General features: G+C 61.8%; 26 protein-coding genes. 13 read left to right on the forward strand and 13 right to left on the reverse strand.

Annotation, left to right across the window (positions count from 1 at the left end; translation table 11 throughout):
• Positions 1 to 47 precede the first annotated feature (47 nt).
• Both alaS and recA read right to left on the reverse strand, forming a co-directional pair.
• Positions 48 to 2687, reverse strand: a complete 2640-nt coding sequence (gene alaS, locus HJA_RS10765; protein WP_035582028.1) for an alanine--tRNA ligase — start codon at positions 2685 to 2687, stop codon at positions 48 to 50.
• A gap of 207 nt (positions 2688 to 2894) precedes the next feature.
• Complete coding sequence (gene recA, locus HJA_RS10770) at positions 2895 to 3992, reverse strand: recombinase RecA (protein ID WP_035582030.1); 1098 nt, start codon at positions 3990 to 3992, stop codon at positions 2895 to 2897.
• Between the two features lie 157 nt (positions 3993 to 4149).
• Here recA and HJA_RS10775 point away from each other — a divergent pair, with 157 nt between their 5' ends.
• Positions 4150 to 4362 (forward strand): DUF2093 domain-containing protein, encoded by a 213-nt coding sequence (locus tag HJA_RS10775; RefSeq protein WP_035582032.1) that lies wholly within the window; start codon positions 4150 to 4152, stop codon positions 4360 to 4362.
• A 7-nt stretch (positions 4363 to 4369) separates the two neighbouring features.
• Positions 4370 to 5272, forward strand: a complete 903-nt coding sequence (locus HJA_RS10780; RefSeq protein ID WP_051597587.1) for a M23 family metallopeptidase — start codon at positions 4370 to 4372, stop codon at positions 5270 to 5272.
• Here HJA_RS10780 and HJA_RS10785 read toward each other — a convergent pair.
• Positions 5269 to 6627 carry an amidase family protein gene (locus HJA_RS10785; RefSeq protein ID WP_035582034.1) on the reverse strand — a complete coding sequence of 453 codons (1359 nt, stop codon included), beginning with the start codon at positions 6625 to 6627 and terminating at the stop codon, positions 5269 to 5271. The genes HJA_RS10780 and HJA_RS10785 overlap by 4 nt on opposite strands.
• A gap of 97 nt (positions 6628 to 6724) precedes the next feature.
• Here HJA_RS10785 and HJA_RS10790 point away from each other — a divergent pair, with 97 nt between their 5' ends.
• Complete coding sequence (locus HJA_RS10790) at positions 6725 to 7600, forward strand: hypothetical protein (protein ID WP_051597588.1); 876 nt, start codon at positions 6725 to 6727, stop codon at positions 7598 to 7600.
• Between the two features lie 5 nt (positions 7601 to 7605).
• On the opposite strand, the gene HJA_RS10795 is transcribed toward HJA_RS10790, so the two are convergent.
• The 3 genes from HJA_RS10795 to HJA_RS10805 all read right to left on the reverse strand — a co-directional run bounded on the left by HJA_RS10795 (position 7606) and on the right by HJA_RS10805 (position 11271).
• The gene (locus tag HJA_RS10795; protein ID WP_155839933.1) at positions 7606 to 9450 is read right to left on the reverse strand and encodes a pentapeptide repeat-containing protein; all 1845 of its coding nucleotides are present in this window, start codon (positions 9448 to 9450) and stop codon (positions 7606 to 7608) included.
• A gap of 71 nt (positions 9451 to 9521) precedes the next feature.
• Positions 9522 to 10493, reverse strand: a complete 972-nt coding sequence (locus HJA_RS10800; RefSeq protein ID WP_035582038.1) for a quinone oxidoreductase family protein — start codon at positions 10491 to 10493, stop codon at positions 9522 to 9524.
• Between the two features lies 1 nt (position 10494).
• Positions 10495 to 11271: a TerC family protein gene (locus HJA_RS10805; RefSeq protein ID WP_035582040.1), complete on the reverse strand. Its 777-nt coding sequence runs from the start codon at positions 11269 to 11271 to the stop codon at positions 10495 to 10497.
• Positions 11272 to 11357: 86 nt separating this feature from the next.
• Between HJA_RS10805 and rnhB the strand changes: the two genes are divergently transcribed.
• The 4 genes from rnhB (at position 11358) to HJA_RS10825 (ending at position 14135) form a co-directional block, all read left to right on the forward strand.
• The gene (rnhB, locus tag HJA_RS10810; protein WP_035582328.1) at positions 11358 to 11942 is read left to right on the forward strand and encodes a ribonuclease HII; all 585 of its coding nucleotides are present in this window, start codon (positions 11358 to 11360) and stop codon (positions 11940 to 11942) included.
• Between the two features lie 111 nt (positions 11943 to 12053).
• On the forward strand, positions 12054 to 13301 hold the full coding sequence (locus HJA_RS10815) for an FAD-dependent oxidoreductase (protein ID WP_035582042.1): 1248 nt from the start codon (positions 12054 to 12056) through the stop codon (positions 13299 to 13301).
• Positions 13298 to 13660, forward strand: a complete 363-nt coding sequence (locus HJA_RS10820; protein ID WP_035582044.1) for a nuclear transport factor 2 family protein — start codon at positions 13298 to 13300, stop codon at positions 13658 to 13660. Before HJA_RS10815 ends, HJA_RS10820 begins: the two co-directional genes overlap by 4 nt.
• Positions 13661 to 13712: 52 nt before the next feature.
• The gene (locus HJA_RS10825; protein ID WP_051597589.1) at positions 13713 to 14135 is read left to right on the forward strand and encodes a GIY-YIG nuclease family protein; all 423 of its coding nucleotides are present in this window, start codon (positions 13713 to 13715) and stop codon (positions 14133 to 14135) included.
• Between the two features lie 43 nt (positions 14136 to 14178).
• On the opposite strand, the gene HJA_RS10830 is transcribed toward HJA_RS10825, so the two are convergent.
• Positions 14179 to 14889 carry a DUF4386 domain-containing protein gene (locus HJA_RS10830; RefSeq protein WP_035582045.1) on the reverse strand — a complete coding sequence of 237 codons (711 nt, stop codon included), beginning with the start codon at positions 14887 to 14889 and terminating at the stop codon, positions 14179 to 14181.
• Between the two features lie 115 nt (positions 14890 to 15004).
• Here HJA_RS10830 and ttcA point away from each other — a divergent pair, with 115 nt between their 5' ends.
• Positions 15005 to 15898, forward strand: a complete 894-nt coding sequence (gene ttcA / locus HJA_RS10835; protein ID WP_035582047.1) for a tRNA 2-thiocytidine(32) synthetase TtcA — start codon at positions 15005 to 15007, stop codon at positions 15896 to 15898.
• A 68-nt stretch (positions 15899 to 15966) separates the two neighbouring features.
• Here the strand turns inward: ttcA and HJA_RS10840 are convergent, their stop codons facing one another.
• A complete protein-coding gene (locus HJA_RS10840) occupies positions 15967 to 16626 on the reverse strand; it encodes a hypothetical protein (RefSeq protein ID WP_155839934.1) in 660 nt (219 codons plus the stop codon).
• A gap of 34 nt (positions 16627 to 16660) precedes the next feature.
• The gene (locus HJA_RS18575) at positions 16661 to 16987 is read right to left on the reverse strand and encodes a hypothetical protein (RefSeq protein ID WP_155839935.1); all 327 of its coding nucleotides are present in this window, start codon (positions 16985 to 16987) and stop codon (positions 16661 to 16663) included.
• Positions 16988 to 17726: 739 nt separating this feature from the next.
• On the opposite strand from HJA_RS18575, the gene HJA_RS10845 reads away from it, so the two are divergent.
• Together HJA_RS10845 and HJA_RS10850 are read left to right on the forward strand one after the other, a co-directional pair.
• Complete coding sequence (locus HJA_RS10845; protein WP_162177050.1) at positions 17727 to 19916, forward strand: sugar-binding protein; 2190 nt, start codon at positions 17727 to 17729, stop codon at positions 19914 to 19916.
• 62 nt (positions 19917 to 19978) lie between these two features.
• Complete coding sequence (locus HJA_RS10850; RefSeq protein WP_035582052.1) at positions 19979 to 20584, forward strand: 2-hydroxychromene-2-carboxylate isomerase; 606 nt, start codon at positions 19979 to 19981, stop codon at positions 20582 to 20584.
• Between the two features lie 55 nt (positions 20585 to 20639).
• Here HJA_RS10850 and HJA_RS10855 read toward each other — a convergent pair whose 3' ends face one another.
• On the reverse strand, positions 20640 to 21941 hold the full coding sequence (locus HJA_RS10855; RefSeq protein WP_035582053.1) for an acyl-CoA dehydrogenase family protein: 1302 nt from the start codon (positions 21939 to 21941) through the stop codon (positions 20640 to 20642).
• Positions 21942 to 22089: 148 nt separating this feature from the next.
• Between HJA_RS10855 and HJA_RS10860 the strand changes: the two genes are divergently transcribed.
• Both HJA_RS10860 and HJA_RS10865 read left to right on the forward strand, forming a co-directional pair.
• Positions 22090 to 22836 (forward strand): sulfite exporter TauE/SafE family protein, encoded by a 747-nt coding sequence (locus tag HJA_RS10860; protein WP_035582055.1) that lies wholly within the window; start codon positions 22090 to 22092, stop codon positions 22834 to 22836.
• 119 nt (positions 22837 to 22955) lie between these two features.
• Positions 22956 to 23888, forward strand: a complete 933-nt coding sequence (locus tag HJA_RS10865) for a LysR family transcriptional regulator (RefSeq protein WP_035582059.1) — start codon at positions 22956 to 22958, stop codon at positions 23886 to 23888.
• On the opposite strand, the gene HJA_RS10870 is transcribed toward HJA_RS10865, so the two are convergent.
• The 3 genes from HJA_RS10870 to HJA_RS10880 all read right to left on the reverse strand — a co-directional run bounded on the left by HJA_RS10870 (position 23885) and on the right by HJA_RS10880 (position 25700).
• The gene (locus HJA_RS10870; protein WP_035582332.1) at positions 23885 to 24562 is read right to left on the reverse strand and encodes a crotonase/enoyl-CoA hydratase family protein; all 678 of its coding nucleotides are present in this window, start codon (positions 24560 to 24562) and stop codon (positions 23885 to 23887) included. The genes HJA_RS10865 and HJA_RS10870 overlap by 4 nt on opposite strands.
• A gap of 100 nt (positions 24563 to 24662) precedes the next feature.
• Complete coding sequence (locus HJA_RS10875) at positions 24663 to 25124, reverse strand: nucleoside deaminase (protein WP_035582061.1); 462 nt, start codon at positions 25122 to 25124, stop codon at positions 24663 to 24665.
• A gap of 60 nt (positions 25125 to 25184) precedes the next feature.
• Complete coding sequence (locus HJA_RS10880; protein ID WP_035582063.1) at positions 25185 to 25700, reverse strand: hypothetical protein; 516 nt, start codon at positions 25698 to 25700, stop codon at positions 25185 to 25187.
• Positions 25701 to 25726: 26 nt separating this feature from the next.
• Between HJA_RS10880 and rsmD the strand changes: the two genes are divergently transcribed.
• Positions 25727 to 26287 (forward strand): 16S rRNA (guanine(966)-N(2))-methyltransferase RsmD, encoded by a 561-nt coding sequence (gene rsmD, locus HJA_RS10885; RefSeq protein ID WP_035582066.1) that lies wholly within the window; start codon positions 25727 to 25729, stop codon positions 26285 to 26287.
• The last annotated feature ends 26 nt before the right edge of the window (positions 26288 to 26313 follow it).

A 26313-nucleotide genomic window follows, 5' to 3' on the forward strand; every position in this document is an offset into this window, starting at 1 on the left:
GGAAAAACCGGCCCGCTTTCTTTTCTTCCGTATCTTTTCCGCGCAGCCTAGCCTTTCAGCAGGGCACGGACGGCATTCAGCGCGTCTTCGGCTTTCGAGCCGTCCGGCCCACCCGCCATCGCCATGTCGGGCCGGCCGCCGCCGCCCTTGCCGCCCACGGCTTCGGACGCGGCCTTGACCAGATCGACGGCAGAGAACTTCTCCGTCAGGTCTTTCGTCACACCCACGGCGACACCGGCCTTGCCATCGGCAACACCGACAAAGGCCACGATGCCGGAGCCGATCTGGGCCTTCGCCTCGTCGACCAAGGCGCGCAGGTCCTTGCCGCCAACGCCTTCGGCCACACGGGCCAGCAGTTTCACGCCGTTGATCTCTTCCGGACCGGCAGGCGCACCGCCACCGCCGCCCATGGCGAGCTTGCGCTTGGCTTCGGCAAGCTCGCGCTCCAGGTTGCGCTTTTCCTCGCCCAGCGTCGCAACGCGCTTCGGCAGATCTTTCAGTGGCACTTTCAGGCTGTCGGCAATGTCGGCGCCGATCTGCGCGCGGCCTTTCAGCCAGTCAAGTGCCTCGGCACCTGTGGCCGCCTCGATGCGGCGCACCCCGGCGGAAACGCCGCTTTCCGACGTGATCACGAACACGGCAATGTCGCCGGAGCGTTCCACATGCGTGCCGCCGCAGAGCTCCACCGAATAGCGGCGGTCATCACCCGTGCCCATGGACAGCACACGGACTTCATCGCCATACTTCTCGCCGAACAGGGCGAGCGCGCCGGCCTCAATGGCCTTCTCAGGCGATGTCACCTGAATGCCGGTCGGCTGGTTTGCGCGGATCTGGGCGTTCACTTCGTTTTCCACCGCCTCGATCTCGGCGGCACTGAGCGGGCCACCATGCGAGAAGTCGAAACGCAGGCGGTCGGCCTCCACGAGGGAGCCTTTCTGCGTGACATGCTCGCCGAGCACCTTGCGCAGGGCAGCATGCATCAGGTGCGTCGCCGAATGGTTCGCCATCACGGCCTTGCGGCGGACGGCATCCACATGCAGCTGCGCCGTGGCGCCGGTTTTTGCCGCGCCGGACACAAGCTCACCGATATGGACGTGCACGTCACCGGCGCGCTTCTGGACATCGCGCACAATAAAGCGCGCGCCACCCTCGAAAACGATCTCGCCATGGTCGCCAGCCTGACCGCCGGACTCGGCATAGAAAGGTGTCGTGTCGAAGACAAGTTCAGCCGGGCCGGGCGATAGCGTGTCTGTCAGCGCCCCACCGGCCGCGATAGCGACCAGCTTGCCGGTGCCTTCGGTATTGCCATAGCCGGTGAATTTGGTCGCGCCGGCCTTGTCCCGGACGCGGAACCAGATTTCGTCCGTCGCCTGATCTCCGGAGGCAAAGCCTGCAGCGCGGCTGCCTTCGCGCTGGACTTCCATGGCAGCATCGAAACCGTCAACGTCGACAGTCATGCCGCGGGCGCGCAGAATGTCCTGCGTCAGGTCCAGCGGGAAGCCATAGGTGTCGTACAGTTTGAACGCAGTTTCGCCCGGCAGGGCCGCGCCTTCCACCAGCGTTTCGGTTTCTTTCTCCAGCAACGACAGGCCATTGCCCAGCGTACGCTGGAAGCGGGCCTCTTCCTGTTCCAGCGCCGCCTCGATAGCGGCCTTGGCGCGGCCGAGTTCCGGATAGGCTTCGCCCATTTCGGAAATCAGCGCCGGGGTCAGCTTGTGCATCAGCGGCTCACGCGCACCCAGCAGATGGCCATGGCGCATGGCGCGGCGCATGATACGGCGCAGGACATAGCCGCGGCCTTCATTCGACGGCAGGACGCCATCGGCGATCAGGAAAGCGGAAGTACGCAGATGATCGGCGATGACCCGGAAGGAGGCCAGCTTGTCGCCAGCGGCTTTCGTCCCGTAGACGCTTTCCTCGGCTTCGATCAGGCCACGGAACAGGTCGATCTCGTAATTGTTGTGAACCCCTTGCAGGACGGCGGAAATCCGCTCCAGCCCCATGCCGGTGTCGATCGACGGTTTGGGCAGGTTCTCGCGCTTGCCGCCGGCCAGCTGGTTGAACTGCATGAAGACCAGGTTCCAGATCTCGATGAACCGGTCGCCATCCTCATCCGGGCTTCCGGGCGGGCCGCCGGGGATGTCTTCGCCGTGATCGTAGAAGATTTCGGAGCACGGGCCGCACGGGCCGGTATCGCCCATGGACCAGAAATTGTCCGAGGTGCTGATGCGGATGATCTTTGAGTCATCGAACCCGGCAACTTTCTTCCAGATCGCGGCGGCTTCGTCGTCCTCGGAATAGACCGTGACGAGAAGACGTTTCGGATCAAGGCCGAACTCCTTCGTCACCATCTCCCAGGCAAACGCAATCGCGTCGTCCTTGAAATAGTCGCCGAAGGAGAAATTCCCCAGCATTTCAAAGAAAGTGTGGTGGCGGGCCGTATAGCCAACATTGTCGAGGTCGTTATGCTTGCCGCCGGCGCGGACGCATTTCTGCGAGGTGACGGCCCGCAGCGACTCCGGCGTCTCGGCGCCGGTAAAAATGTTCTTGAACGGCACCATGCCGGCATTGACGAACAGAAGCGTCGGATCGTTCTGCGGCACCAGCGGCGCGGACGCCCGGCGGGTGTGCCCGTGCTTCTCGAAATAGGCGAGAAATGCTTCGCGGATCTGGTTTACGCTGGTCATATGATCTCAGGGTCCTCGGCGTATAAAATTGTCCCGAAACGCCGAATCCGGCGCCGGGGCTTTACGCGCGATATAAAGGCCCCTTTGCCGCGCGCCAAGATTGGCGCACCACAAAGGGGCCAGTTTGCCGGACGAGAGAGTGGAAACCGGCCCTGAGAGGACGCTTTCTGCAGGGAAAACGCGAGAGAGAAGGCCGGTCAGCCCCGATCAGCCCTCGGCAGCATCCTTGGTGTCGTCGTCATCTTCGGAACCATCCATGCCGGCCGCGAGCAATTCGTCGGCGAGCAGGCCGGCATTGCGGCGGACGGCATCTTCGATTTCGTCCGCAATGGCCGGGTTTTCCTTCAGGAAGGTGCGGGTTTTCTCACGGCCCTGGCCGATCCGCTCTCCATTGTAGGAATACCAGGAGCCGGATTTCTCGATCACGTCGGCTTTCACGCCGAGATCGATCAGCTCCCCGGTCTTGGAGATACCTTCGCCATAGAGGATGTCGAACTCGACCTGCCGGAACGGCGGGGCCACCTTGTTCTTCACCACTTTGACGCGGGTCTGGTTGCCGATCACTTCGTCCCGGTCCTTGATCGAGCCGATACGGCGGATGTCGAGACGGACAGAGGCGTAGAATTTCAGGGCGTTGCCACCTGTCGTGGTTTCCGGGCTGCCGAACATGACGCCGATTTTCATCCGGATCTGGTTGATGAAGATCACCATGCATTTCGACTTGGAGATCGAGCCGGTCAGCTTGCGCAGGGCCTGGCTCATCAGGCGGGCCTGCAGGCCCGGCAGCGAGTCGCCCATTTCGCCTTCCAGTTCGGCGCGCGGCGTGAGGGCGGCCACGGAGTCGATGACCAGAAGGTCCACCGCGCCGGAACGCACCAACGTGTCGGCGATTTCCAGCGCCTGCTCGCCCGTATCGGGCTGGGAAATCAGGAGGTCGTCCAGGTCCACGCCCAACTTGGCAGCATAGACCGGGTCCAGCGCGTGTTCGGCATCGATAAAGGCACACACGCCGCCATTCTTCTGCGCTTCGGCCACGCTGTGCAGCGACAGCGTCGTCTTGCCCGAGCTTTCCGGGCCATAGATCTCAATGATGCGGCCTTTCGGCAGACCGCCGATACCGAGGGCGATGTCCAGCCCGAGCGAACCCGTCGAAACGGCCTCGACATCCATGGCCTTCTTGTCGCCGAGGCGCATGACCGAGCCCTTGCCAAAGGACCGTTCAATATTGCTGAGCGCCGTTTCGAGAGCCTTCTGCTTGTCCACGCCGGTTTCCTTGTCCACGAGTTGCAGCGCTGGTTTCGCCATGAGTCGTCTCCTTAGGTCCACTATGGGGGTGTTTTTGGCAAGGCCCCCCGGTCGCCTCATCTGAATCGTATGTACCACGTTTGTTCTATGGAACAAAGCAGAAACTTTCTGCAGGCTGCTCTTTTCTTCAGAGCCCGTTTCAGGCATGCTGTGTCTTATGCTTACACGATCCAGCCAGCCCGCCGGCGAAGCCCGCCTTCGCTATCTCGATGCCGACATCGACGTCATTTCGCCGGGCGATTATGTCGTCTGCGCCGTTACTGGCCGGAAAATTCCGGTCCAGGCCCTGCGCTACTGGAGTGTCGACCGGCAGGAAGCCTATTGGGATGCAGAGGCCGCCTCGTCCCGCATGGTTCCGGCAAAAGACTGACACACGCATGATGCGTGACATCCTCCTGATGGTGGTGATGTGCACGGGCACATGCCTTGCCGCGCCGATGGCCGGTGCTGAAACAGCGGTCGCACCGGCACCCGCCACAACAGAAAGCTGCGACGGCGCGCTGACACAGGGCGGGCTTGTCCTCTGCCATGGCGCCCCGGGCACTGTGTTCACTGTCGCCGGAAAGAAACTGACCGCCGGGAAATCCGGCTCTGCCCAATTCGGCATCGCCACAGACGCCCCATCGGTCATCGGCTGGTCATCGGACAATGGTGCCTTTGGCGACCTGTCCATTGCCGCGCGCCATGACGAGTTCCGCGTGATCGAAGGCTTCGACTGCGACAAGGTCGACGCACGCAGCGAAGAACAAAAGGCTCATGCCGGGCGCTCCTGGGTGAAGAAACAGGAGGCCTTCGCGACATTCAATGACGGCCCCGGCGCCCTGACCGGCTTTATCAAACCGGCAAATGTTCCTGCGTCCTCTCCCTTCGGCCCGGCGCGGAAGTATATCGGCGTCAGCAAGGTGACCGGCGAGCCGTGCGAATCCGTCTCGGTCCACCGGGGTTATGACATGGCTGCGCCAGTGGGCACGCCGATCGTCGCCCCGGCGGCGGGCACCGTGATCCTCGCCGATCCGGACCTCTATTATGAGGGTGGCACGGTCTTCCTCGACCATGGCCACGGCCTCGTGTCGGTATTCATGCACCTGTCGGAAGTTGACGTGGAGGCCGGTGACGTTGTGGCCCGCGGCGCGCTGCTGGCCAAGTCGGGCAATACCGGCCGCACAACAGGGCCGCACCTGCACTGGGCGGTAAAGTGGCGCAATCCGGAAACCGGCGACCGCGGCGGCGATTTCTATATCGACCCGGCCTTGCTGCTGGACCTGCCTGTAACAGACTAGGCAGACAGCCCTTCAGCCTGCAGAAGTTCCGCAAAGGCCAGCATCGTGCGGTCTTCATACAGATTGCCAAGCACCTGCATGCCGGTCGGCAGGCCTTCTGACGTGCGCGCCAGCGGCACGGCCGTCGATGGCAGACCGGGGAAGGTCGCGAGCCCCGCCCACATCAGCTGAGAGGCATAGGGGATCGCCTGCCCGTTCACGGTCAGTTGCCGTTTCGCCCACTCGGCCTCTTCCATATGCGGGAAGGCCGCTGTGCTGAACGCGGGCGACAGGACGACATCAATGTCGCGGAACAGGCTGGCCCATTGGCGCTGCAGGTTCAGCTGGGCGTCCAGCAAATTCATATAGGCATGCGCATCGATGGGCCGGGCCTCGGGCGTGCCGCGGGTGATCGCCGTATTGAGCAGGCGGAGGTAGTCTTGATGAACGCTGGCGAAGTCCGGCAACCCGGAGACCTTGCGCACCACCTGAGCCCCCTGATTTTCCAGCGCTTCGGCGAGCGCCGCAATCGGACCCGAGACCGCCGCGTCGACAGGCGGCAGATCATCGGTGCCGAGGACAAGCACACGAAAATCCTTGAGGGCCGTGTGGCGCGGCGCTGGCAGGTCCAGCTTCCAGGCGGCGTTCAATGGCCCGGCCACAACATCGAGGACAACCCGCAGGTCCGCCGCGCTACGCGCCATCGGCCCCACCACTGCCAGCGGCACATCCACGCCATCCGTACCCGGTGGATTATGACCTTTCAGGGGAACGATGCCATAGGTCGGCTTATGCCCCCAGACCCCGCAAAAATTGGACGGGAACCGGATCGAGCCGCCAATATCAGACCCCAGTTCCAGCGGCACCATGCCAGAGGCCAGCGCCGCGGCCGATCCTCCGGAGGACCCGCCTGGCGTGCGGCTGTGATCATAGGGGTTCACCGTGCGGCCATAGACAGGGTTCACGCTTTCCCAGTCGGCGAGCGCCACGGGCACATTGGTCTTGCCGAGGATGACAGCGCCTGCCGCCTTCAGCCGGGCAACCGGCGGGGAATCTTCCTGCGGCTGAAAATTCGCGAACATTTCGAAGCCCCAGGTCGTCGGCAGGCCCACAACGTCATTGGCCTCCTTCACCGTTATCGGAACGCCGAGCAACGGACGGGGATCGTCCGGGGTGCGGCGCGCGTCCAGGGCTTTCGCCGCATCCCGCGCGCGATCATAGTCTTTCACCACGACGGCATTCAGCGGGCCATTCTTCGCCTCGATCCGCGCGATTGCCGCGTCGCAGGCTTCCAGTGCGCTCAGGCGGCCGCTTCGAACAAGCGCAGCGGTGTCCAGAGCCGTGGCAGTTTCCAGATTCGTTTCCACCCCAGGCATGCCTTGTCCTCCCGGCCCTTGACTGTGCGCCCCGCGCGCAGAAGGCTCTGTTTGAGATTGGTTCGCATCAACCTTAGCATGGCCGTCAGCCAGCGCCATGTCTAAAGACTCACGCGATAAGATCCGGATCCAGAGCGGGACCGGACGGGATCAGGGGGGCGGCATCGTGCAAACCATTGCGGGCTGTGTGCAGGCATGGATCGAAGGCGCCATTGCTGCGGCGCCTGCCGGCCATGTGCCGCTGCTGCTCCTGTCAGGGCCGCAAGGGGCGGGCAAATCGACTGCTCTCGCAGCCGCAATCGAAGCGGTTCCCCATCCCGTGGCCGGGGCGAGTATCGACGATTTTTACCTCACCCATGCCGAACGGATGGAACTGGCACGCCGCGTCAGCCCGTTGTTCATGACGCGCGGCCCGCCCGGCACGCACGATCTGACGCTGCTGACGATGACGGTCGCCGCATTGCGCGCGGCCGGCGACACGGCGGAAACGCCGCTGCCCGTGTTCGACAAGCTGAAAGACAATCGCGCCCCCGTCTCAGACTGGCGCAGCTTTACCGGCCGCCCGGCCGCCATCGTGATTGAAGGCTGGCTGATGGGCGTGCTGCCGCATGCCGCCTCGGCGTGGGAAGCGCCGCTCAATCCGGTGGAGGCTGAAGACCGCACCGGTGTCTGGCGGCGTTATCAGGAAACGGCTCTCGCCAGCGGTTATCGCGACCTGTGGGATGCGGCAGACAGCTTCTGTCACATCGTACCGCCGGATTTCGACTGCGTGCTCGGCTGGCGCCTGCAACAGGAAGCCACGCTCTGGGAAGCCCGCGGCGAGGCCATGCCGAAAGAGCGCCGCGACTGGGTCCGCCGGTTCATCCAGCATTATGAACGCCTCACCCGCCGCATGCTGGCAGGCGGGCGAAGACCGGGAGCAGAGGTCTATATCGATGCGAACCGAACGGTGTTCAGAGCGTCCGGTTGCTGAACGCGTCAGGCGTCGATCTGGAACCGCCGCCTCACAGCAAGGGCAAACAGGAACGCCAGGACAACGCTCAACAGCGACTGCAATGTGGCCACACCTCTCACCAAAGCCGCGACCGCTCCGCCGTGATCATAGAGCAAACGCCCTTGCAGCCGGCTGACGTCTCCTTCACGCGGGGCATCCGTCGACAATGCCGACAGCGGACGGAACGTGTTGTTCCAGGAAAACTCCCAGCTCTGCCAGACCATGTCCTGAGACACCACAGACACTTCTGGAGCAGACGGGTCTACGGGCGGGTCGACCGCCAGGCCTATGGCCAGGTACACGGTTGAAAAAACGATCAGACCCGCAAAAAGGGCCACAAAGGGACGCGCGACGGAGCTACCATAGTCGGACACCGCGCCGTACATCGCCGCAACAGCCTTTTCCCACATGGATACTTTCGGGCGCTTCATCCGGGATTTGATCTCGTACCGGTAGTAAGTCTGCTCCAGAAAGAAGTCGCCGTGCTCACGCGCGATATTCTTCAGGGTACGGTATCCGCCGGAAAGGGCGGCCCAGCGCTGATCGGCCGTCCGCGCCGGACCGATATCGCCGCTGGCTGCTTTCGGGTCGCGTGTCCTGTCCCGTCTGATGGCCGCACGTGTCCTTGCGACGGCTGCGCGATACTGGCGTTCAAAGACGGCGCTTTCATGCGGTTCCGGGAATACTGGGGGCACGTCGAAGGTCACATGGTTCAATGCGCTGACAGGCGCAAAATCCTCGCCATCAAAATTTGCCCGGTCGCGGAAGCGGACATCGGCAAAGGCATTGTCGATCGGCTGATCCGGCCAATTGATCCGTGCGAAGGATGATGTGTCCTCAAACATTGACCCGGAGAAGGAAACGCTTTGCGCGAACCTCGTTCCATCGAAATCAACTGGTCCACGGAAAATGCTCGCACGGCAATCAAAGGAGCCGTTACACTTCATGTTCCGGCCATACAGCTTCCCGCCGACTTTCATACTGTCTGCATCTGCTCCGCCTTGGAGGTCGCAGTCCCAAAACCATAGATCCTTGCTGCAGGCGAGCAGGCTCAGATTCGCCCGTTCAGCAAACCGGGTGCTGTTGAGACTCATATCGCCATCGATTTCACACTCGTTGAAATCTGCTCTCGCCAGGAAGGCGCACCGGCCAAAACTGGCATCCCCGCCGATGGTCATCTCATCGCACCAGGCATCATCCAGAAAGACAGACTGCGCAAAGTCCATCTTTCCAGTCAGTTTTATCCCGGTAAATATTGCCGCCCCCGAAAAAAGCGACCGCTGACAATGCATGTACCGGAGCGTGTTTTCGTATAGCGGAGTATCAAAATGAGCGAGCCGCGCCATGAGGGCACTACCTGAAGGCAATCGCTTTACCGTACCGGTCGGTAGCCAACCGCCATCAAGATAGAGCGGTGGCGGGTCCTCAGCATCATAGACCTGGAAAGGCGCCATCGACAGGCGTGCCCGCTCGGCAATCATGTTGTCGAGATGCGGATTGTCTTTCTCCAGCGTCGGCGCATGCAGCAGGTGGTAGGTCGTCCCCTCGTGCGTCACCAGCAGGCCGAGTTCTGTCAGCTCGTCATCCGATAAAAGGCGCGATGGCCCCGGAAGGCCCAGCGACCAGCGCCAATAGTCCTGAGCCGAAATGCCCGGACTGCTGGTCTGGAACCGGCCATCTTCCGGAAACCCGTGCGGACGGCGCACAGCATAGTTGTAGAGGGAGGGAGTTCCCGTGTCCTTCAGCGCCTTGCCGTTCCAGCTGAAGTCCGCCTTCCGCCAGTCGGCAAGCCAGTCCTGTTTCAGTTTCTGTGCGTCCAAAGTATCCAATGCGCGTCCGCCTCGAAAGTTCCAAAGCGGACAGCTTTCTTGGAATTGCTCCCCGGGTCAATCGCCCGGACTTAAGGCAACAGCACGGTCGCACCGGTGGTCTTGCCGCTTTCGAGGGCTTCGTGGGCCTTGGCGGCTTCTTTCATGTAGAAACGCTGGCCAATGTCGGCGCCGAACGTGCCGGTCTTCATGGCGGCGAAGAGGTGACGCGCGCCGCGGGCCAGATCTTCCGGCGTGTCGATGAAGCTGAACAGCGTCGGCCGGGTCAGGACCAGCGACCCGCCGGCCGCGAGCCGTCCCGGCGGCATCGGGTCTGCCGCGCCTGAGGCGTTGCCGTAGGAGATCATCCAGCCGCGCTTTTTCAGGCTGGAAAGCGAGGCTTCGAAGCTGCGCTTGCCGACGCTGTCGAGCGAAACATCGACGCCTTTTCCATCCGTCAGCTCACGCACTTTCTTCGCGACATCGTCATATCCGATGATGACGTCGCTGGCGCCGAGCTCTTCGGCCTTTTCAGCTTTCTCCGGCGTCGAGGTGACAGCAATCACGCGGGCACCGAGGCTGGCGGCCCAGGGCGTCAGCACGCTGCCCACGCCGCCGACAGGTGCCCAGACCAGAACCGTGTCACGGTCTGTGATCGGGCGGATCTCGAACAGGAGCATCCAGGCCGTCAGGCCTTTCAGCAGGACAGCTGCGCCATCTTCTTCCGAAATGCCGTCCGGCAGTTTCACCATCCGGTCTGCCGGGCCGGTGAAGTGCGTGGCGTAGGTCCCGTTGCCGAGATAGGCGACCCGGTCACCCGGCTTCACGTTCGTGACACCTTCACCGACAGCTTCGACCGTGCCAGCCCCTTCGGAGCCCTGCACGAAGGGCAGCTTCACTGGGTAGAGTCCTGTGCGGAAATAGGTGTCGATGAAATTGAGGCCGGATGCGGCCTGTTTGACGAGCGCTTCGCCGGGGCCCGGCTGGCGCGGTTCGAACTGTTCCACTTTCAGCACATCCGTGCCGCCGGTTTCGTTCATGATAATCCGGTAAGGCTCGTGCATGTCAGTGTCCTCCAGCTTTTGGCGCTTTCTTGCGCGCCTGAATGTTCAGCAGCTCCACCGCCAGCGAGAAGGCAATGGCGAAGTAGAGGTAGCCTCTCGGAATATGGAAGCCGAGGCCGTCGGCCACAAGCGCTACGCCAACAAGAAGGATGAAGGCGAGGGCCAGCATCTTGGTCGTCGGGTGATCTGCGATAAAGTTTGCGAGCGGCGTGGCAGCGACCGCCATGACGAAAGTCGACAGGATCACCGCCCCGATCATCACCGGCAACAGATCCGTCATGCCGATGGCGGTAATCACGCTGTCGAGCGAGAACACGATATTGATGACGAACAACTGGATCACAACGCTGGCAAAGCCGCTCTGCGCGGTCGTCTCTTCATGGCCGGTCCCCTCGACGGCCGAGTGGATTTCCTGCGTACCTTTCCACAGAAGGAACAGGCCACCGCCGAACAGGATCAGGTCCTTCAGAGTCACCTCTTCAACGTGGTGCATCACCTCGGTGCTGCCGTTTGCCACGAACACGGCCAGGGCATGCGGCAAGTGGAACAGGGGCGACTTGTCGAGCTGGAGGATCCAGAAGATCAGGCCCAGCATGGCGATCCTCAGGACCATGGCGCCCCAGACACCGATGCGCGTGGCGGTCTGCTTCTGGTCGCCCTTCAGCTTGCCGGTCGCGATGGACACGAACAGGAGATTGTCGATGCCAAGCACGATTTCCAGAAAGGTCAGGGTGGCAAGGCTGCCCCAGAAGGCTGGTGAAGCAAGTAGTTCGGTCATGGAAGATCCCCCGGATGGCCACCGTTCGCACCGTTGAACCGCGCTGCGCGGTGGAGCGCAAGCCCGACTCGCGATCTGTTCGGCCCATGGACCTGTTCGGAAACCTCACTTGCGGCGTCGATGAAGCTGGCCGTGGCCCGTGGGCCGGCCCGGTGACGGCCGCCGCCGTGATCCTCGACCCGGCCAAACCGGTGGAGGGCCTTACCGATTCCAAGAAACTGTCCGAAGCCAGGCGCGAAGCCCTCGCACCGCTGATCCGGGAACGTGCGCTCGCCTGGTGCGTCGCGCATGCGAGCGTCGAGGAGATCGACCGGCTGAATATCCGCGAGGCCACTTTCCTGGCCATGCGGCGCGCAGTGGAGGGGCTGCAGCATCGGCCGTCCCTCGCGCTGATCGACGGCAACGCCCTGCCCGGCGGCCTGGCCTGCGATGCCCGCGCCATCGTGAAAGGCGACCTGACAGAACCGGCCATCTCTGCCGCCTCCATTCTCGCCAAGACGGTGCGCGATGCGCTGATGCTGGCACTGGACGCGGCCCATCCAGGCTACGGCCTCGGCAAACACAAGGGATACGGCACGGCCGCCCACGCCGAAGCGCTGACCCGCCTCGGCCCGGCACCCTGCCACCGGATGAGCTTCGCGCCTGTCCGCAAGGCAAGCCTGTCGGCCTGATTTTTACGGATGACGCCCCGTCAGGCCTCCCCCGCGTCAGGGTTTGTCAGTCCTGCCCCTTCAAGGCATCCTCCTGTCTGAAGGCCCGTCAGAGGCCGTTGGAGGAAACCGATGATCTACGATCTCGTCATTGTGGGCGGCGGTATCGGCGGCAGTGCGCTGGCCACCGTCATGGCGCGGGCCGGGCGCAGCGTGCTGGTGCTCGAAAAATCCGCCGAATACGAAGACCGTGTACGGGGCGAGTGGATCGCACCCTGGGGCGTGGTGGAGACGAAACGCGTCGGCCTCTACGACACGCTGATCGCGGCGGGCGGACATCATTTGTCCGAACACATCACCTATGACGAAAGCCTGCCGCCGGACTTGTGCGAAGCCTCACCGCTGCCGCTGAACATGCTGATCCCGGATATTCCGGGTCCGCTGTGTATCGGCCATCCACATCACTGCCAGACGCTTTACGATGCCGCACAGGCGGCAGGCGCGACCTGCCTGCGCCCGGTGAATGTCGAGTCGGTGACGCTGGGCGACACGCCGTCCGTCACCTTCACGCATGACGACAAGCAGCAAACGGTGGAAGCGCGCCTGATCGTCGGTGCCGAAGGCCGCCAGTCCATGGTCCGCGCCGCCGCCGGCATCAAACTGCACCAGGACCGGCCGCATCACTGGTTCACCGGCCTGCTGGTGGAGAATGTCGAGGGCTGGGACCCGAAGCGGCAGGCCATCGGCACAGAGGGCGGCTTCGGCTTCCTTGCCTTCCCGCAAGGCGACGGGCGCGTGCGGGTCTATGGCGGCTACGCGTTGGAGGAAAAAGGCCGGTTTGCGGGTGAGGACGGCCCTGCCCGGTTCCTTGAAGCGTTCCGCATGGAGTGCGCCCCGCACAACAAGGCGCTGGCGGACGGCACGCCGGCCGGTCCGCTCTATTCCTATTTCAACAATGACAGCTGGACGGATGAGCCTTTCGCGCCGGGCTGTGTGCTGATCGGCGATGCAGCCGGCTGGAACGACCCGATCAACGGGCTCGGCCTGTCGATCACCTATCGCGATGTGCGCATCGTGTCGGAGATCCTGAAGGACACGCCCGAAGGCGCTTCACCGGACTTCTCATCCTACGCTGAAGAACGCGCAGAACGGATGCGGCGGCTGCGCTTTGCGGGCCAGCTCCAGGCCATCCTCGACATGGAGTTCGGGGAGACGGCCAAGGCCCGGCGCCTGTCCTATCACACACGCAAGGCAGAAGACCCGAGCCTCGGCATTCACGGCATCGCCATCATGGCCGGGCCGGAAACCGTGCCGCCCGAATTCTTCACCGATGCCCACCGCGCCCGCGTGCTGGGCGAACCGAAGGAGACCGCCGCATGAGTTTCAGCATCGATGGCTTCAATGCCGGCTGGCTGGACGCGTGGAGCCGCAAGGATGTGGACCGGCTTGTCGGCTTCTATTCGCCAGACACCGTCTACAAGGATCCGCAGACACCTGCAGGCCTGCGCGGTCACGACGCCCTGCGTACCTATCTGACCGGTTTGTTCGGCGCGACCCCCCCCATGGTTTACAAGCCGGACGAGACCTGGCCGATTCCCGGCGGCTATTGCGGACGCTGGTATTGCCATATCGGCGAAGGCGGAAAGGACGGCCTGATGCGGGGCTTTGACCTCGTCATTATCGAAGACGGCCTGATCACGCACAACGAAGTCTACGTCCACCAGATCCCAGAGGGTTAACCGCCCATTAACCGTCTCGGCCGAGCTTCGCGGAATCGACGTGGAGGGACCCATGATCCTGTTGTTTGGCTGGCATACCTGGTGGGGCGAATCCGGCCGGCCGTACCGGTTCAATATTACGCTGACGCGCAAGGGCCTGCCGGATGAGGGCGGGATCTACATCTTCGTGCGCCGGCGCTTCGTGTTCTTCCTGGAGCCGCTCTACATCGGCAAGGCCGCCAATTTCCGCTCGCGCCTGATCGGGCATGAGCGCTGGTGGGAAGCCTGGTGGAAACGCGGGGCGACCGAACGCCATGTAATGATTGTAAAAAAACCGGCGGACCGGGCCCGGGTCGAGGAAGACCTGATCCGGAATTACCAGCCGCGGATGAACGACATCCTCATCCCGCGCGGGGCGGATGACGCGCCCAACAACAAGCGCCTGCGCCGCTGGTGGAAGATCAAACGCTGGTTCCGCCTGCCGTTTTTGACCTGATCATATCGGACTAAACCGGACTATACCGGACCAGCTCATGATCTCAGGCGGCTCCGGCCGCCTTTTTCCATGCCTCCGCATTGATCCCGCGAATCGTCAACCAGACGGCCAGCGCGGCTTCGGCAATGAGGCATGGCACGAACAGCAGCATGAACCAGCCGGACGCTGCCAGCGCCGGTGTCAGGAAGATCATGAGCGACGTGACGAGGTAGCAGACCCCCGCCACGACAATGCCCGTCCCGATCAGGCGCGGCAGGAATCCGGACTTCCAGATGAGCCAGCCGATGATCAGGCAATCGAAACCGAAGAAGACCAGGGAAATATTGTAGGCCTGCCCGTGCAGCCTCAGCGACAGGACCGACAGGCGCTCAAGCTCGCCCGCTGAAAATCCGCTCGTTTGCGGATCCATGTGCAGCAGGATGAGCGGCATCAGGAAGAACAGCGCCTTGGTCCCGGCAATCGCCGCCGAGATCAGCCGGAACACGAGGCCGGCCAGCGAGACATGCCGGTCCACGACCAGAAGGATGCGGTAAAGGCAGAGCGCGACCAGAATGTCTGCCGCCGTCATGAGCAGCTCCGCCACGAAGCCGGCGCGATACAGCATCTCCGACGCCAGGATCTTCGCGGCCGTGCCAGCCGGGTCTGTGTAAGAAACCAGCTGGCCCCGCACACCGATCTCGGCAAAGAGGCCGGCGAAAATGATGTAGAGATAGGCAAGACCCGCCAGTCGGGCGGTTCGGACGGGCGGGGTCATGTCAGTCTCCAATCGCCAGGCTGTATCACGCAGTTATTATCGAATTTCGATAATATTGCAAGCCGTCTGACGCGAAGTGCTTCCCGAGGCGCCCGGCCCGTGGGATAGGGCGCGCATGGCAGATGATGTGACCTCTTTCACCGGCGTGCCCCCGCTTTTTGCGGAGACGCCGGATTCGGTGAGCTTCAAGAAGCTGCGCAAGCGGCTGGTGCGCGGCGCGCTTCAGGCGATTGATGCCTATGGCATGGTCGACCGGCGCGCGGTGGAGAGCGGCGCGGCGCCCCGTCCGAAATGGCTGGTCTGCCTCTCCGGCGGCAAGGACAGCTATGGCCTCCTCGCCGTGCTGATGGACCTGCAATACCAGGGCGCCCTGCCCGTCGACCTGATCGCCTGCAATCTGGACCAGGGCCAGCCGGGCTTCCCGAAGCACATCCTGCCGGAATGGCTGGAGAAGATCGGCGCCACCTATCGCATCGTGACCGAGGACACCTATTCCATCGTCACCGAGAAAGTGCCGGAGGGCCGGACTTTCTGCTCCATGTGCTCACGCCTGCGCCGGGGCATTCTCTATCGCATCGCGCGGGAGGAAGGCTGCGACGCCATCGTGCTCGGCCATCACCGCGACGATGCGCTGGAAACCTTCATGATGAACCTCATCCATGGCGGCCGCCTCGCGGCGATGCCGCCGAAGCTGCTGAACGATGAAGGCGATGTCATGGTGCTCCGTCCGCTGATCACGGCGGCGGAAGACGATCTTGAGAAGTTCTCGAATGCAATGAACTTCCCGATCATTCCGTGCAATCTGTGCGGCAGCCAGGACGGCCTGCAGCGCGTGGCGATGAAACAGATGCTGACCGAGTGGGAACGCAAGAAGCCCGGCGTGCGGCAGGTCATGGCCCACGCTCTCGCCACCGTCCGCCCCAGCCACCTGCACGACCCGGCGCTTTTCGATTTCCTAAGCCTCGCCCCCGGCGGCAAAGGCGAAGACGACCCGAACGTGCCGTTTTGATTCAGATAGACACGTCAATTTTCATGGCGGTCCAGATAAAGGCACCTGTTTGCTTAAGCGAGCTCTCGCTAACTAAGCAGCTTGATTATGAACCGAATGAGAAAACCAAAGAACTCAATGAACGCCTGCAGTGATCCAAGAATAAAATTCCATGCCTCCGCCATATGCGGCACCAAATACGGCAACAGAATATCTATGATAATCAAAGTAAGTACCGACAGAAAGAACCCCCAGATAGTGTAACGAACGCGCCTTTTGTCATCCAAGTATTTCTCAGCCCACAGATACTTATTCTGTAGTTCGGAATTGACTGCACCGACCTCCTTCAGGAGGCTTTGAAAAGCTCCGATACATTCGTCACACGCAATCTGAAAATCAGGTTGCCGCACATCGACACTCGCGAAGTTTGAGATCGCTGATAGCTCCGTTTGATACGCAAAGGCGATCTTTCCTTTTGTTGGCATACCGAACAATATTATCGGAGTCTGAGGAAGCTCTCTTCCTATAAGCTCAAATGCCGCAATGAATTGGTGCTGTCTTTTAAACTCCGCACTCACAACAGCACTCATAACCAAGCTAACAGCCTTTTTTAGCTGATCGATTGATTTTCGAAGCGCTCGCAGCACAATCTTAGGGTCATTTTCCGTTCCAGGGTGCTCAGACCTCCAAAACGAATAGCCATTTAGTGCGTGATGAAGTGAAATCTGCTCGATCGGGCAGTCATTCACTATACCTGCCTCCGCAACGCACTGGTGCAGAAAGCTAAACTTCCGGACTTGGGTTTCGATCAATTGCTTTGGATCGATGACCAGACACTGCACCTTTTGCTCCCCCAAACAGCAGGCCCCACAATTTAGCAAAATATGATTGAGTTACCGACTGATCTTCAATCGCCGGCGGATCATCCACCAAAAAAGGGAATTTTTGTCTCAAAAAGGCTTCGTGGTCTGCTCTGATTTCAAGAACCAGATATTCTGACAACTCTTCATCAGTCACATCGCAGGCGCTTTTACCGTAGTGTTTAGCTACGCGCTCACAAAGATCCTGCCCTCGCCTTATCTCTTCCTCATTGGAGATGCTGCCCCCCATGCTTGACCCCTATCTCAAAAAGAATCCGATACGCAAGCTCTTCGGATTCAATGTATGGGTGTTTGCTCCGAAAGTCATCAACAATATTCTGACAGTTATCCGTGAGCTGAAAACTGACCGTCTTTCTGCCCTTTAATCCGCCTGCGCAGTAAATATTGTAATTCGTCCGCACCAGATCCGAATCATCCGACGCGATGCTTGCACCGTTGCACGTGGTCTGCCTACGGAGCTTTTCAACACTTCGCCCCTTGCGAATCACATTTAGACTTTGCGTCGCTTCATAGGACGCTCGAAAAGTGACTCGGACGGTAGCGCCGCTGCTGACCACACTAAATTCTGATCCACTCACGCTGAATCTCCCTAAAATTTTGTTAACCTATTCAATTATGGTTTAAAGTATTGTCAACCTTGAATCGTAATGCATTTCTCGATTTTTTCGTATTTCCCATACGATTTGCCCCCTCTTTCAGAATGTCAGCGATCGCTGCCGCCTGGCACCTCCCACCCACCAAATGAACAGGCAGCGCGAATCATCCACACAATTCTCAGCGGCACGCTCATTACGAGGACGGCTTTGAGTTTCAGATGAAAACCAATGCCTCAAATTGAGGCAGCCTCCGAAATTTCAGCTTGCGATAAAAAGAAGCGCTGGCCCTGCCCGGCGGCGCTTCCTATTCGACGGGCAGCGAGGGGTCGATACGTCAAAGGCGGTCGGGTAAGGTACCGGGAGGAAGTATACGTGCATCGATGGATGTTGGGCGCCTGCATCGCACTGTCTGGCGCCGGGCTCGCCATGGCGGAAGAGGATCCGCCGGTCCGCAATTTCACCACCTACCAGCCGACGGTCCGCCCGGTGCGGATCGACACCAGCGAAGCCCCGGTGATCGACGGCAAGCTGGACGAGGCGATGTGGTCGAAGGCGGCCGAGGTGAGCGAGTTCTACCAGGTGGAACCCAAGGTCGGCCCGCCCACCGTCGAGACGCGGGTCTATTTCGCCTATGACGAAAACAATCTCTATGTCGGCATCCATGCGCAGGATGACATGCCCGAAGCGATCCTCGCCTCCGTGCTGGAGCGCGACGGCGAGATCTGGCGGGATGACATGTTCCGCTTCTACATCGACCCGTTCAACACCGGCACATCCGGCTTCGGGTTCGACATCAACGCCCTCGGCGCGCGCACCGAACGCCTGATCCGCTACGGACAGGCGCCCGTCGATGCCTGGAACATCATCTGGGACGCCGACAGCGTGCGGACCGAAGACGGCTGGACCGCTGAGATCGCCCTGCCCTTCCGCTCACTGAGCTTTGACCCCGCCTCTGACGGCTGGGGCCTGATGATGACGCGCGAGCACGCCCATGCGAACGAAGAGATCCGATGGGCCGGGATCGACCAGTCGGTCAACAAGTTCGGCTTTGCCCGGCCGGGCTATATCGAGGGCATCGACAATATAAACAAGGGCAAGGGATTCGATGTGCAGCTGCAGGCGGGCCTCAACGGGAACCGCCGCTGGGACCGGCCGCGTGACGATGACCTGTCGATTGAGCCGAGCGCGAACATCTCCTATAAATTCACGCCGTCGCTGACCGGCCTCGTGACGCTGAACACGGACTTTTCCGACACGCCGCTGGATGACCGGCAGATCAATACCGGCCGCTTCTCACTTTTCTTCCCGGAGACGCGGGACTTCTTCCTGCAGGACGCGGCCCTGTTCGAGTTTGCAGGACAGACCTTTGCCGGTGCGCCGAACGGCCAGCCCTTCTTCTCGCGCCGGATCGGGATCGTGAACGGCCAGTCGGTGAAAGTGGATGCGGGCCTGAAGCTGAGCGGAGAGATCGAGGGTGTCGAGATCGGCATCCTGTCGGCGCAGACCGGAGCCATCGGCAATATCGGCTCGCAGAACCTGTCGGTGGCGCGCGCGACCGTCGATGTGCTGGACCAGTCGCGTGTCGGCTTCATCGCCACGAATGGTGACCCGACAGGCCTGTCCGACAATACGCTGGCCGGGGCGGACTTCAGCTATCGTGTCCCGTCTTTCTTTGGCGGCGGGCGGATGCAGGCGGATGTTTTCTACCAGCGCACATTCTCTTCCACGCTGGAGGATGATGATTCCTTTGGCGCAAAGTTTGACTATCCGAACGACAAATGGGCCTGGAGCCTGGAAGCCCGGCAGATCGGCGAGGATTTCGCGCCGGCGCTCGGCTTCGTGAACCGGCCCGGCACGCGCACTTTCTCTGCCGAGTGGCACCGGCGCTTCCGCCAGTCCGCCGGGAAATTCCGCTGGTGGCAGTTCGGCACGAGCCACGAATACATCACCGACCTCGACGGCAATGCCGAAACCACGGTCAACGCGCTGGTCCTGAACGCCAATACGATCTGGACCGACGACCTCACCTTCACCGCCAGCCAGAATGAAGAGCATATCAACACGCCCTTCTTTCTGCCCGGCGGGCTGGTCGTGCCGGTGGGTGTCTATGACAATAATGGCGTGAAATTCCGCGTTCAGTCCTCCTATGTGCGCCCCTGGGGCACGACATCGGAGATCGAGTTCAGGGATTTCTATGGCGGCGAGTCGAAACGCTACGATGTCAATGTGAACTTCCGCCCGAACCCGCATGTGGACCTGAAGGCCGGCTATAAACGGGAAGACATTTCCGTCCCTGCCGGGGATGTCAGCGTACAGATCGGTTCACTGGAAACCGTGTTCAATGTGTCGACAGACCTCTCGATCACGACGCAGACGCAGTATGACAATATCACCAACAGCCTGTCTTTCTTCGGCCGGGTGAACTGGGAGCTGCGCCCGCAGACGGAAGTCTTCTTCTCCCTCGGCCATGGCGCGGTAATCGAAGGCGACGACTTCCGCCGGAACTTCCGCTCGGTCCAAACCAGCGCCGTCCTGCGCTTCGGCAACACGTTCAGGTTCTAGCCCCCCTTTCCCACGAGCCATCGCGAGCTTAGCTTGTCTCTCCGGACAAGCGGGGGCGCCACATGACACGATCGATCGAATTCTGGTTCGAATTCGGCTCCACCTATTCCTATCTCACGGCGATGCGCATTGAAGACGCGGCTGCGGCACGCGGTGTGGCCGTGCACTGGCGGCCCTTTCTGCTGGGCCCGGTCTTCACTGCACAGGGATGGGACACCTCTCCCTTCAACATTTACAAGGCCAAGGGCGAATATATGTGGCGCGACATGGCCCGGCGGGCGACACGCTATGGACTGCCCTTCCGGCGCCTGCCGGAAAGCGGCCCCGGCGCCTTTCCGCAAAACGGGCTGATGGCGGCGCGCATGGCGCTGATCGGGCTGAACGAAGGCTGGGGCGAGGACTTCACGCGGAAGGTCTATTCGGCGGAATTCGCGCACGGAAAGGACATTGCCGATGCAGGCCTGCTGGAACGGCTGGCCGTAATGGCCGGCGCCGGACCGGACGTGCTGGCCCGTGCGCAGGCCCAGTCAAACAAGGACCGCCTCAAGGCGAATGTGGAGGAAGCCTTCCGGCTCGGCATTTTCGGAGCGCCGAGCTTCATCGTGAACGGCGAACTCTATTGGGGCGACGACCGGCTGGAGGATGCGCTGGATGCGGCGGTCGCTTAAATGAAAAGCGCGGCCCTTTGCAGAGCCGCGCTGATCGTTTGACCTGAAGTCAGGCTTATTTGCGCCAGACAGCAGCCATCGCCGGATCTTCTTCCTCGCCCGTATACTTGCGGGTTTCGGCGCGGCCGACGACCATGTGGTGCACTTCGTCCGGGCCGTCCGCCAGGCGCAGCGTGCGCTGGTTGGCATACATGCGGGCAAGCGGCGTCCACTGGGATACACCGGTTGCACCGTGCAGCTGGATGGCATCGTCGATGATCGCGCAGACACGCTCCGGCACCATGGCCTTGACCATGGAGATCCAGACGCGGGCTTCCTTGTTGCCCAGCACGTCCATCGCCTTGGCGGCCTTGAGGACCATCATGCGCATGGCTTCGATCTCGATGCGGGCGCGGGACACTTTCTCGAGGTTGCCACCCAGCTTGATCAGGTCACGGCCGAAGGCCTGACGGGTCATGCCGCGTACGACCATAAGGTCCAGCGCCTTCTCTGCCGCACCGATGGAGCGCATGCAGTGGTGGATACGGCCCGGGCCGAGGCGCAGCTGCGAGATCTCGAAGCCCCGGCCTTCGCCGAGCAGCATGTTTTCTTTCGGAACACGGACGTTTTCGAAGCGGATGTGCATGTGGCCATGCGGGGCATCCGGATCGCCGAAGACGTGCATCGGGCCCATGATGGTGACACCCGGGTGCGGCAGCGGCACGAGGATCTGCGACTGGCGGCGGTTCACATCCGGACCGTCATTGGTTTTCACCATGGTGATCATGATGCGGCAGCGCGGATCGCCTGCGCCGGAAATGTAGTATTTCTCGCCATTGATAACCCACTCGTCGCCTTCCAGAACGGCGCTCATGGAGACGTTCTTGGCGTCCGACGACGGCAGGGCCGGTTCGGTCATGGCGAAGGCGGAGCGGATCTTGCCTTCCAGCAGCGGCTTCAGCCACTGTTCCTTCTGGGCCGGCGTACCGACGCGCTCGAGCACTTCCATGTTGCCGGTGTCGGGCGCCGAGCAGTTCATCGACTCAGAGGCGAGCGGGTTCTTGCCGAGCTCCGAAGCGATATAGGCATAGTCGAGGTTTTTCAGGCCTTCGCCGGTTTCGGCGTCCGGCAGGAAGAAGTTCCAGAGGCCCTGCTTCTTGGCTTCGTCCTTGGCCTTTTCGAGGGCTTCGAGCTGGCCCGGCGCATAAGACCAGATGTCGGTCTTGCCTTCGCCGAGGCGTTCGAATTCCTCATACATCGGTTCGACCGTTTCCTTGATGAACCGCTTCACATGTTCGTAGAGGGGGCGTGCCTCCTCCGACATGCGCAGGTCATTCAGTTCGGCCATTGCGTCCATGGAATGCTGGGTATCAGCCATGGCTGTCCTCCTTCAGTTTGTTTCGTTGATCCATTGGTAGTCCGTGCGGCCGGGTGGCCGCAAATTCTTTCTTGGCAATGTTTCCGGGCGGCGCGGTCCGCAAGGCGCGCGTTTTGCGCCGAATCGAAATCGGGTCTAGAGCGCAGGCATGAGCCCGATCGCCGCTGCCATCATTCTCGTCACTGTGCTGGTGACCAGCTTCATTTCGGGCATTTTCGGCATGGCGGGCGGCATCATTTTCATGGGCGTGCTGGCCGCGCTGGTGCCGGTGGCCACCGCCATGATCGTGCACGGCGCCGTGCAGATGATCTCCAATGGCTACCGCGCCTTTCTGTGGCGCGCGCATATCGACTGGCGCATCTTCCGCCGCTACGCCGTTGGCTCGGTTGCCGCCATTGCCCTGCTGTTCGCGCTCAGCTGGCGCCCGGACAAACAGGTTGTCTACGTGCTGCTGGGCTGTGTCGCCATGCTGGTCTGGCTGCCGAAAACGCTGTTGGACCTCGACATCCAGAAACGCTTCCAGGCCGAGGGCGCCGGTTTCGTCGTACAGTCGCTGAACACGATTGCCGGCGTATCCGGCCCGCTGCTGGACCAGTTCTTCGTTCACACAGACATGACGCGCCATGCCATTGTGGCGACCAAGGCCGTGACGCAGGTGCTGGCGCATTTTGTGAAGATCGTGTTCTGGAGCACGCCGGTCATCATGGCCGCCGGCCTTCAGGCGCTGCCGCCCTGGTGGCTGATCGTGGCGGCGGCCCCGCTTTCCATGCTGGGGACAACGCTGGGCGGTAAGGTGCTGGACCGGATGAGTGACGTGAACTTCAAGCGCGGCATGAAATACCTCGTCACCGCAATTGGTGCCGTCATGCTGATGAAAGCTGCAGGCTGGCTGTAGCGCCGCACGCATCGGGAAACTCCACTGTCGACAAGGTGACAATGCCTCATGGTCGACTATTCGGGAACTTTATTATATGAAGCCCAAACATCACTACTGGTGATAATTGGGAGCCCGCCATGAATTTGCGGTCAATCGACCTGAACCTGCTGCCTGTTCTGGAAGCCGTTTATGACGAGCGGAGCCTGACACGTGCCAGCGAAATCCTGCGGATTACCCAGCCTGCCGTCAGCAATGCGCTCTCCCGGTTGCGCACCTATTTCGAGGATCCGCTCTTCGTGCGCGAGGGGCGCGGCGTGAAGCCGACCGCGATGGCAGAAGCCCTGATGCCTGCCGTACGCGAAGCGCTGGACAAGCTGCGGGCCGGGCTGGAGCCGCGTTCCGTGTTCGAGCCGTCACGTTCCACCCGGGTATTCAACCTGTCTGCCCGCGATGCCGGTGCCTTCCTGATCGCCCCGGCGCTCGCCGCGCGGCTGGAGCAGATGGCCCCCGGCGTACGGATTTCCTGGAGCCAGCTGCACCGCTCTGCCGTCGCCGCGGAACTTGCGTCAGGCCGGCTGGACCTCGCCATCGACGTGTCAGACCTGCTGGGTGTGGACATGGAACGGGAGACGCTCCTGTCGACGCCCTATATCTGCGTCCTCTCGCCGGATCATCCGCAGGCAGACCAGGCCCTGACGCAGGACGCATTCTTCGACCTGCGCCATATCACGGTGTCCAGCCGCCGCGAGGGGCGCAGCCTGATCGAGGAAATGGCCCGCACCGTTGGCCGGCGCATCACGCCGACACAGCGCCTGCCTCACTATATGACGGCGCTGGAAATTGTCCGGCAGACCCAACTGGCTCTGGTGGCACCCCGGCAGATCGCAGAAAATACGGGCCTTGCGGTGCTGAACCTGCCGTTCGACTATCCATCCCCGGAATCGACGCTCTACTGGCACCGGGAATATGCCGGGGACCCGGCGTTGACCTGGATGCGCAGCCTGATCCGGGATATTGCCCGTGAACTGACGGGTTCCGAACCGCAGGAGGCGCCGGTGACGGCGGCCTAGACGGTCGACTGTTCCAGTGTCGGCATGATCGCGTCGATGGCCGGTTTCCGGACCAGCATCTTGTTGCGATAGTACGCGCCGTTCGCAATGGCCTTCAGGGCGGTGGCAGTTTCCATCGCCGTGTCCATCAGCGCATCGACCTCCACCACCTTGTCCAGCCAGCCGACGGGCACGGCTTCGTCCGGCGAATAGAGACGGGCCTGCACCAGCGCTTCGGTCAGGTACATCGGGTTGAGACGCGCGCGCGGCAGTTCCAGCCCGAAGCCCGGCAGCGTCATGCCGTTGACCGTTTCGTTCGCGCCAATCTTGAATGGCCCGCGCGTACCGATCCGCGTATCACCGCCCAGCAGGATGAACGCCCCCATGGCAATCGAATGCCCAGTCGATGCGATCACGACCGGCATCTTCGAGGTGAACAAACGCATCGCCAGCTTGCCGCCGCCAGTGACCAGCTTGCGCACGCCGTCGCCGTCAGATGTGGCGAGGAATTTGAGGTCGAAGCCGGCGGAGAATTTGCCTTCGCGCCCGGTCAGCACCAGCACCTTGCCGTCTTTCTCGGCTTCGTCGAGGCAGGCGTTCACCGCCTCCAGCATGTCGAGGCTAATGGCGTTGGCCTTGCCGTCATCCATGGTGACGACGGAAATATCGTTTTCGGTTCTGACGGTCGCGGTCATGAGGATCTCCTTTTGCGGCACAAGGCAGCCCGTGCCCTCAAGGAAAGCAAGCATTTCCGGCGCGTCACGCGTGAAAGGCGGGGTTTCAGCTAGCCCCCAGCTATTTTCGGCGGGCCTTGAAGAAGTCCTTCAACAGCTGGCTCGCCGCTTCGCCGCGTTCCTCGTCCTGCTCGACATCCGGCTTCCAATGGCAGGTCGGCTGTTCGAAGAAACGCGCGCCGTGGATCACCGCGCCGCCTTTCGGATCGCATGCACCGAAGACCAGCTTGCCGATGCGGGCCAGGCTGATCGCCCCGGCACACATCGCGCAGGGTTCCAGCGTGACATACATTGTGAGGCCCGTGAGGCGGTAATTCCCGCGCACCTCTGCAGCGCGGCGCAGAGCGACGATCTCGGCATGCGCAGTCGGGTCATGTCTGCTGATCGGCGCGTTGGCCCCCTCGGCGACGATCTCGCCCGATTCCGGATCGACGATCACCGCGCCGACAGGCACTTCGCCTGCTGCGGCCGCTTCAGCCGCGAGTTCCAGCGCGCGGGTCATCGGATCAGCGAGAATTGTCATGGAGATGAGATCGCCCCAGACGGGCCGGAAGTAAACCCGGAAGTCTACGCAGACGCCTTTCTAAAACAGACTGAAGCACAAGACGGCAACAGTCACTCCTCCAAAAACCCTTACGGGAATCTGCAACGGCAAAGACACGACTTTGCGGACATAGTCTCCACCATGTAACCCCGATGCGCTTCGGATCGCGGGCGCGCAGAGCATCCCGACGCCCAGTGTACCCTGATTTAGCGCGATGCGGACAAACATGATGTATCGCAGGTCATCCCAAACCTGCGCCAGCCATAATTGGACCCCCATGATTGTCGTCAAAGCCGCCAGCTGAGGCACATAGAAGATCGCGAAATTCGGAGAAATATAACCGAGACCAACAAGGTATCCGACGAACAGATACGCAACCCCGGCGACAACTATTCCGGCAGCAGCGGAAGGTAGCCCAGCCACGAAAACCGTCGACATGACTTCAGAATTGTCCCGCGTTTTTGCGGTCACAAGTTCTGCAACATCCTCGGGTATTCCGGCACTGATGAGGGAAGCCCTTAACAGGGACGCACTGTTCCAATACTGGTCGAACATTCAGCAACCCCCGGATCAACCTAAGAATGCGCATCATTGCCGGACAGCACAAGGGGCGCGCGATTGCCGCGCCGAAAGGACAGGGCACACGGCCGACGGCGGACCGTGCGCGCGAGAGCGTGTTCAACATGCTGGCCCACGCGACTTGGGCACCGGAGATCGAGGGCGCGCGGGTGATTGACCTCTTTGCAGGCTCCGGCGCACTGGGCCTCGAAGCGATCAGCCGGGGCGCTGCCTTCTGCCTGTTCGTGGAAACCGATCATGCCGCGCGCGGCGCGATCCGCGACAATATCGAGACGTTGGGCCTCTACGGGAACACGCGCATCCACCGCCGCTCTGCGACGGACCTTGGCGAAAAGCCCGCCGGCGTCGGCAGCCCCTTCACCATCGCCTTCCTCGATCCGCCCTATCACAAGGACCTCGTCGCCCCGGCACTCGCCTGCCTCACCGAGGGCAAGTGGCTGGCCGAGGACGCCATCGCCGTGGTGGAGACTGCTTCGGACGAATTGATTGCACCGGAAGGATGGGAGGTCCTGGAGACGCGCGACTATGGCGCGGCGCGGGTCTGGTTCCTGAAGCAGACCTGACCCTCACACCATCTCTTCATCCTTCG

This window comes from Hyphomonas jannaschiana VP2 (assembly GCF_000685215.1).
GTDB classification, from domain to species: Bacteria; Pseudomonadota; Alphaproteobacteria; order Caulobacterales; family Hyphomonadaceae; genus Hyphomonas; species Hyphomonas jannaschiana.

Bases quoted from the DNA above. Each gene is read 5' to 3' on its own strand.
- HJA_RS10775 (WP_035582032.1), top strand. From the start codon at position 4,150: ATGCTTACACGATCCAGCCAGCCCGCCGGCGAAGCCCGCCTTCGCTAT.
- alaS (WP_035582028.1), bottom strand. From the start codon at position 2,687: ATGACCAGCGTAAACCAGATCCGCGAAGCATTTCTCGCCTATTTCGAG.
- HJA_RS10800 (WP_035582038.1), bottom strand. From the start codon at position 10,493: ATGCACGAGCCTTACCGGATTATCATGAACGAAACCGGCGGCACGGAT.
- HJA_RS10815 (WP_035582042.1), top strand. From the start codon at position 12,054: ATGATCTACGATCTCGTCATTGTGGGCGGCGGTATCGGCGGCAGTGCG.
- HJA_RS10805 (WP_035582040.1), bottom strand. From the start codon at position 11,271: ATGACCGAACTACTTGCTTCACCAGCCTTCTGGGGCAGCCTTGCCACC.
- HJA_RS10870 (WP_035582332.1), bottom strand. From the start codon at position 24,562: ATGACCGCGACCGTCAGAACCGAAAACGATATTTCCGTCGTCACCATG.
- HJA_RS10860 (WP_035582055.1), top strand. From the start codon at position 22,090: ATGAGCCCGATCGCCGCTGCCATCATTCTCGTCACTGTGCTGGTGACC.
- HJA_RS10825 (WP_051597589.1), top strand. From the start codon at position 13,713: ATGATCCTGTTGTTTGGCTGGCATACCTGGTGGGGCGAATCCGGCCGG.
- rsmD (WP_035582066.1), top strand. From the start codon at position 25,727: ATGCGCATCATTGCCGGACAGCACAAGGGGCGCGCGATTGCCGCGCCG.
- HJA_RS10790 (WP_051597588.1), top strand. From the start codon at position 6,725: ATGTCTAAAGACTCACGCGATAAGATCCGGATCCAGAGCGGGACCGGA.
- HJA_RS10880 (WP_035582063.1), bottom strand. From the start codon at position 25,700: ATGTTCGACCAGTATTGGAACAGTGCGTCCCTGTTAAGGGCTTCCCTC.
- HJA_RS10785 (WP_035582034.1), bottom strand. From the start codon at position 6,627: ATGCCTGGGGTGGAAACGAATCTGGAAACTGCCACGGCTCTGGACACC.
- HJA_RS10830 (WP_035582045.1), bottom strand. From the start codon at position 14,889: ATGACCCCGCCCGTCCGAACCGCCCGACTGGCGGGTCTTGCCTATCTC.
- HJA_RS10855 (WP_035582053.1), bottom strand. From the start codon at position 21,941: ATGGCTGATACCCAGCATTCCATGGACGCAATGGCCGAACTGAATGAC.
- recA (WP_035582030.1), bottom strand. From the start codon at position 3,992: ATGGCGAAACCAGCGCTGCAACTCGTGGACAAGGAAACCGGCGTGGAC.
- HJA_RS18575 (WP_155839935.1), bottom strand. From the start codon at position 16,987: ATGGGGGGCAGCATCTCCAATGAGGAAGAGATAAGGCGAGGGCAGGAT.
- HJA_RS10850 (WP_035582052.1), top strand. From the start codon at position 19,979: ATGACACGATCGATCGAATTCTGGTTCGAATTCGGCTCCACCTATTCC.
- rnhB (WP_035582328.1), top strand. From the start codon at position 11,358: ATGGACCTGTTCGGAAACCTCACTTGCGGCGTCGATGAAGCTGGCCGT.
- HJA_RS10865 (WP_035582059.1), top strand. From the start codon at position 22,956: ATGAATTTGCGGTCAATCGACCTGAACCTGCTGCCTGTTCTGGAAGCC.
- HJA_RS10875 (WP_035582061.1), bottom strand. From the start codon at position 25,124: ATGACAATTCTCGCTGATCCGATGACCCGCGCGCTGGAACTCGCGGCT.
- HJA_RS10780 (WP_051597587.1), top strand. From the start codon at position 4,370: ATGATGCGTGACATCCTCCTGATGGTGGTGATGTGCACGGGCACATGC.
- HJA_RS10820 (WP_035582044.1), top strand. From the start codon at position 13,298: ATGAGTTTCAGCATCGATGGCTTCAATGCCGGCTGGCTGGACGCGTGG.
- ttcA (WP_035582047.1), top strand. From the start codon at position 15,005: ATGGCAGATGATGTGACCTCTTTCACCGGCGTGCCCCCGCTTTTTGCG.